Origin of the sequence: Pseudomonas sp. 43(2021), from assembly GCF_017490805.1 — a bacterium.
Taxonomy (GTDB): domain Bacteria; phylum Pseudomonadota; class Gammaproteobacteria; order Pseudomonadales; family Pseudomonadaceae; genus Aquipseudomonas.
On sequence record NZ_JAFGYJ010000252.1, the window covers coordinates 1 to 527 of the forward strand.

The 527-nt window shown below is 61.3% G+C and carries 2 protein-coding genes; both read right to left on the bottom strand.

Annotated features, from left to right (window positions below; genetic code table 11):
- Positions 1-282: sigma factor (locus J5M71_RS27035; RefSeq protein ID WP_279382387.1), on the bottom strand; the 282-nt coding region annotated here is incomplete at its 3' end.
- A gap of 53 nt (positions 283-335) precedes the next feature.
- Positions 336-527: hypothetical protein (locus J5M71_RS27040; RefSeq protein ID WP_207838585.1), on the bottom strand; the 192-nt coding region annotated here is incomplete at its 5' end.

The following is a 527-nucleotide window of genomic DNA, read 5'->3' on the forward strand; positions in this document are numbered from 1 at the left end:
GCGTTCCACCGACGGCTCGGCATCGTCGCGACCGGTGAAAAATTCCAGCATGCGCGCATAGCGCCGCGAGCGACGGTGCGCATCGAGAAATTGCCGATAGAGAATTGCGAACAGCCAGGCGCGCAAGTCGCCCTCAGCGCGTTTCTCGCCCCAGGCCGACAGCGCCCGCTCGAGGCTGGCCTGGACCAGATCGTCAGCGCTGCTGCTGTTGCGCGTCAACGACACGGCGAAGCGGCGCAATCTGGGAATGATTTCTCTCAACTGTTCGTCGAATTCGCTCATGAATGTCTGCTGGTCGCTACGCTTTGGACTAGGAAGACGCCCGTCAGCGCAGGTTATTCCCCGTACGCAAAAATAAATACCGCGCCGTTGAATAAACCCGGACGGGGTGCGTCTTGCTGATTCTTTCCACTTGTGGCCGATGGCCTGGAGATATTCATGGTTGATCGCTCGTCCCCCAACGCTGCACCGCCCGGCAGGCCGCCGCGCCAGCCACTGAGCGCCGCGAGCCTGGTTTTACGTCTGGG